This is a genomic window from Pseudomonadota bacterium (genome assembly GCA_034660915.1).
In the GTDB taxonomy this organism is placed as follows: Bacteria; Desulfobacterota; Anaeroferrophillalia; order Anaeroferrophillales; family Anaeroferrophillaceae; genus DQWO01.
This window is the reverse complement of sequence record JAYEKE010000185.1, coordinates 1-5,080: the sequence shown is the minus strand read 5'-3', so window position 1 is coordinate 5,080 and position 5,080 is coordinate 1. Positions and strand designations below refer to the sequence as shown.

4 protein-coding genes and 1 pseudogene are annotated in these 5,080 nt (G+C 47.9%); 3 read left to right on the top strand and 2 right to left on the bottom strand.

The genetic code is table 11. The features are described 5' to 3' along the window. On the top strand, positions 1 to 1,384 hold a 1,384-nt coding region (gene radA / locus U9P07_10680), incomplete at its 5' end, for a DNA repair protein RadA (protein MEA2109870.1). Positions 1,385 to 1,389: 5 nt separating this feature from the next. After that, positions 1,390 to 2,478, top strand: a pseudogene (locus U9P07_10675) (poly-beta-1,6-N-acetyl-D-glucosamine N-deacetylase PgaB). Positions 2,479 to 2,604: 126 nt separating this feature from the next. Here the strand turns inward: U9P07_10675 and rfaE2 are convergent. Next, the gene (gene rfaE2 / locus U9P07_10670; GenBank protein MEA2109869.1) at positions 2,605 to 3,042 is read right to left on the bottom strand and encodes a D-glycero-beta-D-manno-heptose 1-phosphate adenylyltransferase; all 438 of its coding nucleotides are present in this window, start codon (positions 3,040 to 3,042) and stop codon (positions 2,605 to 2,607) included. A gap of 153 nt (positions 3,043 to 3,195) precedes the next feature. Here rfaE2 and U9P07_10665 point away from each other — a divergent pair, with 153 nt between their 5' ends. Next, complete coding sequence (locus U9P07_10665; protein MEA2109868.1) at positions 3,196 to 4,221, top strand: response regulator; 1,026 nt, start codon at positions 3,196 to 3,198, stop codon at positions 4,219 to 4,221. A 2-nt stretch (positions 4,222 to 4,223) separates the two neighbouring features. On the opposite strand, the gene U9P07_10660 is transcribed toward U9P07_10665, so the two are convergent. Continuing rightward, the coding region (locus U9P07_10660; protein MEA2109867.1) for a flavodoxin family protein at positions 4,224 to 5,080 on the bottom strand (857 nt) is incomplete at its 5' end.

Below are 5,080 nucleotides of genomic sequence, written 5' to 3'. Positions count from 1 at the left end.
GGTGAAAAAAAAGACGAAAACTTATTTTTACTGTTCATCCTGCGGGCACCAGTCACCAAAATGGCTGGGGAAATGCCCATCCTGTCAATCATGGAATACCTTTGTTGAAGAACGTGAAGCCTCGGATGAACCAGCGACTTTCCCCGAACTGGCCAGCTTAAACAAGGGCAGTCATCCAAAGTCATTAGCGGAAATCAAAAACACTCCCCCCATCCAGGGACAAAGCAAAATTGCCGAGTTTGACCGGGTACTCGGCGGGGGAATTGTGCCCGGGGCCGTAACCCTGGTTGGTGGCGATCCGGGAATCGGAAAGTCCACCCTGCTGCTGGAAGTACTGGCCAATCTTTCCGTCAATGGTCAAAAAACCATGTATGTGACCGGTGAGGAATCACCCGGACAGGTAAAGTTGAGAAGTGAACGGTTACAGATTGACGCCCCAACCCTCTATTTATTGGCCGCCACGGAAGTGGGGATGATAATTTCACATTCACTTGAGCTGAAACCCAAAGCGCTGGTAATTGATTCCATTCAGACAGTTACCGCCCCGGAAAGCACATCTCCGCCAGGTTCAGTCTCGCAAATCCGCCAGGCAACCGCCCATTTGATCAACCTGGCAAAAACAACCGGCATTCCCCTGTTTTTAATCGGTCATGTGACCAAGGAAGGCGCTATCGCCGGCCCCCGGATACTGGAACATATGGTAGACACGGTTCTCTATTTTGAATCCGGAACTCAGCATCCTTACCGCATCCTGCGAGCAGTTAAAAACCGGTTCGGTTCCACCAATGAAATTGGTGTCTTTGAAATGACCGGCAGCGGTCTACAAGGGGTGGACAGCCCATCGCATATTTTTCTGGCCGAAAGACCGACAGATCTGGCCGGCTCCCTGGTCACCGCAACCATGGAAGGAACACGCCCGATTCTGACCGAAATTCAAGCACTGGTCTCCAGCTCAACGATGGCGGGGATCCCCCGCCGAACCACCCTGGGAATCGATAAAGGTCGTGCTTCATTGATGATTGCCGTCCTGGAAAAACGGCTGAATCTGCTTTTGGGAGACAAGGATATCTTTCTCAACGTAATCGGCGGACTGAAAATCATTGAACCGGCTATTGATCTGGGACTGATGGGAGCTATATTGTCAAGCTATCTGGATAAGGAAATCCCCGCCACTACCTTGCTTTTAGGTGAAGTCGGGCTGGCCGGTGAAATCCGGCGAATAAATTTTTTGGAACAACGTCTGAACGAAGCCCGGAAGTTCGGATTTACCAGGGCAATAATCCCTAAAAATAATCTTGGTTCTGCCGATAAGGTAATTATAACGGTAGCTGAGATTGAGAATATCACCGAACTGCCGGCCATACTTTTTCCGCAAGAGAATTGATAACCATGACCATAAACAGATTAGCCATGTCTGCACTTTTGATACTTTTCAATTGCAATCTGATGATATTCGCCCAGGCGTCAATCAGCCATGCCCGGCCTCAAGCGCCAATAATTGGCGCTCAGATATCGATCCTTAAACCACAAACCCGAGAGGAACGCCGTTACCTCTTTGCCCAGTTACGTACCAGCGGTTTCAATACCATTATTGTGCGGGTATTCCATAACAGTTCTGATCGTTATCACTATATTGGCAAACTGAGTACCACAGCTCCAAAAGAAGGGGTGTATTTTGACACCAGACTGGCACCAGTCATCAGCAATCTGCTACCCGACATCTGCCGGGATGCCCATGCCGAAGGTTTGCGGGTTTTTGCCTGGATGACCACCTTACATGCCAATTACGATCATAAACTACTTCCCAAGGTTTACAATTACAACCCCCAGAGACAGGGCTGCAAACCCACTGACACCCTTGATCCGACAGCACCTGAAAACCGGAAGTTTCTCACTGCTCTTTATCGCGATCTGGCAAAAAATCCCATCGATGGCATCATGTTTCAGGATGATCTGGAGCTCAGGCATACAGAAGGATTCCATCCCAGACAGGACGGGAAAGGTTTTTATCCAGAGCCGGCCGATCTCTATAATTTTACGGTGAACAAAAATGGGATTACCGGTTACAAACCGATATTCTGGAAGTGGAGCAATAACAAAGCCATAGCGTTACAAAACCTGAGCAATGCCATCATGGCCGCCTGCCGACAGGTCAACCAGAACCTTATTTTTGCCCGGAACATTCACTATGAAACCCTGCTCAATCCCCAATGGGGCAAGGCATGGTTTGCCGAAATACCCGAAGTCCTCAGTTCTTCAGCCGCGGATTATTTCTTTATTATGGCCTATCAGCAACAAATCCGCCGGGAGTTGAATATTAATGCAGAAACTGAACTTGAAGAGCTGATGCAAAGATTATTTAAAGCAGGGAATATTCTGGAGAAAGGTAAGCAGCAGGTTGTTTTCAAATTGCAGGCCGTTGACTGGAAAAATGAAAATCCTCTATCCAGCAAGAAGATAAGCCGTTTCCTGCGGCTGTTAAAAAAAAGCCGCCGGAATTCAGTGGTTATGATGCCCTATAACGAAAATCTGTTTGCGCATTCAATTGGTGCTTTTTCGGCCCGTCAACCAACTCTGAGCTCAAACAAGGATAATAATAACTTATTAACCAGGGGGGCAGAATCGAGATACAATTTCAGCAATAATTTTACTGCTGGAATAGGAGCCAACAAATGGCAGGCTGTACACCTGGCCGGACCGGGCTTCCACCAGCTCACGACCGACAATATCCTGCCGCCGCCAGTCACCACCTTTAACCAGGATATCCGGTTCAAGCAGAGCAATGAGCTTTAAGGGGTCAGGATCATCAAATATGGTCACATAATCCACCCAGCGGAAAGCGGCAAGCATAATACTGCGGATATTCTGGTCGAGAATGGGGCGGTCATTCCCTTTAAGCCGGCGCACTGAGTGGTCAGAATTTATGGCAACTACCAGCGCATCCCCTAAAGCCCGTGCCTGCTCCAGATAGCTGACATGGCCGGGGTGCAGCAGGTCAAAACAACCATTGGTAAAAACAATTTTTTTCCCGTCCCGCTGCATTTTCCGCAGCTGTTCTTTCAGCCGGCCGGACGAGATTATATGATTTTTCAACGTGTCGGTATTCATTTGAAAGAACGGTGTACGGTGTACGGAAAGACCTTACACCTTACACCTTATACCTTACACCTCAATTTTCTTAAATGGTTATTTAAAATGGAATTACAAGAAAAAAAGATTCTTATTGTTGATGATGAGGAAAATATCCGCGAAATCCTGACTGATTCTCTGGAAAGCCTCGACTATCAGACCTGCACCGCGACTGACGGAGAAGAGGCAATTGAAATCATCAAACAAAAACCAGATGAGCTGGCGGCCATTATCTGCGATTTGAAAATGCCAAAGGTATCAGGGGATCAGGTAGTCAATTTTGTCGCCCAGGAACATCCGATTATCCCGATCATTATTCTCAGTGGTTTTGCCCAGCTGGACATGGCTCTTGATCATATCCGCATGGGAGCCTTTGATTACATGTCAAAACCATTTAAAGTTAAAGAACTGGCATTAACCGTAAAACGGGCGCTCGAATTCCGCTCGTTAAAAGAAGAACAGGCCCGCTACCAGGAATCTCTGGAAACCAGGGTCAAGGAAATTACCGCCAAGCTGAATAGCAGCGTCGTCCAGACCGTCGGTTCACTGATCATGGCCATCGAAGAAAAAGACAAGTATACCCGTGGTCACTCGCACCGGGTCGCGTTTTATGCTTCCATGGTGGCCGAAACCATGAATCTCAACAATGAAGAAAAGAAAGAGCTTGAATATGCCGCCCTGCTCCATGATGTGGGTAAAATCGGTATCAGCGAACAAATATTGAACAAACCGGGAAAATTAGATAATGCCGAATATGAAATAATTAAAACTCATCCTTCCAAGGGAGTCAAAATTCTCGAACCATTAACATTTCTTGAAGACATTCTGCCGATCATTGGAGCCCATCACGAACGCTACGACGGCAAAGGTTATCCCCATGGATTGATGCATGAGCAGATCCCCATGATGGCCCGGGTTATCGGCGTTTGTGATGCTTACGATGCCATGACTTCGGACCGCTCCTACCGCCAGCCGCTGGCCAAAGAAATCGCCCTGGAGGAAGTAAAAAACGGCTCCGGCAGCCAGTTTGATCCTGACGTGGTCCAGGCATTTATTACCACCTACGACTCAATCCTCAGTGAAATCACCTGAACTCATACCCACTCACCATCATCGGCATATTGTCGCTGAAATTCACCCAGTTGCCGGCGAACCTGCAAGAATCTTTTTTTCATCCCCTGAAGCCATTGATGATGGTGCGCGGTCTGCTCGGCGGTAAAGAATATATTTTCCGGTTTCAGAGAAGTTTTCAGCACCAATCCATGACCATCTACGTTCAAAGTCCCAAAGTTACGACATACCTGGCACTGCACTCGATTGCCGCCAAGGAGCTGCACCGTATCGCTGCCACATAAAGGACAACGCCATGAATCGTCGATTTGTGGCCTGGCGGCAAAGAATATCTCCCCTAAATCTTTGGCTTTCTCCCGTTCTTCCACTTTCTGCCATAATGACTCGCCGGGAAGTGCTCCATAAAAAACGGCTGAAGCCTGCAATTTCATCCCCAAAATCAGAGTAAAACTGTTCAGTGCCGCTTCGGTATACCCCGCTTCACCTTCCAGACCGGCGGTAACAATATTGATTGCCGGTTTACCCCGCAAACTCAGGGAATGTCCAAACATCTGCAGGCAACGATCAAGGAAAACTTTCAGCACTCCGTTAGGCCCCATAAAATAGGTGGGCGATGCAATGATCAAGCCATCAGCAGCAGCCATTTCCCGGGCTACCTGCTGAAAATCATCCTTCTGTGGACATTTACCGTTTTCCAGACAGGCATAGCACGCTTTACAGGGCAGGATATTCTTCTCCGGCAGCCGAAGAAGCTTTAAAGTATGCGCCTGGGGCAGGTGCCGGCAAATCTCTTTAGCCAGGATTTCACAATTTCCCAGTTTCCTCGGTGAAGCAATCAAAGCCAGGATTGTACGATTTTTATTATTCATCATGGGATCAT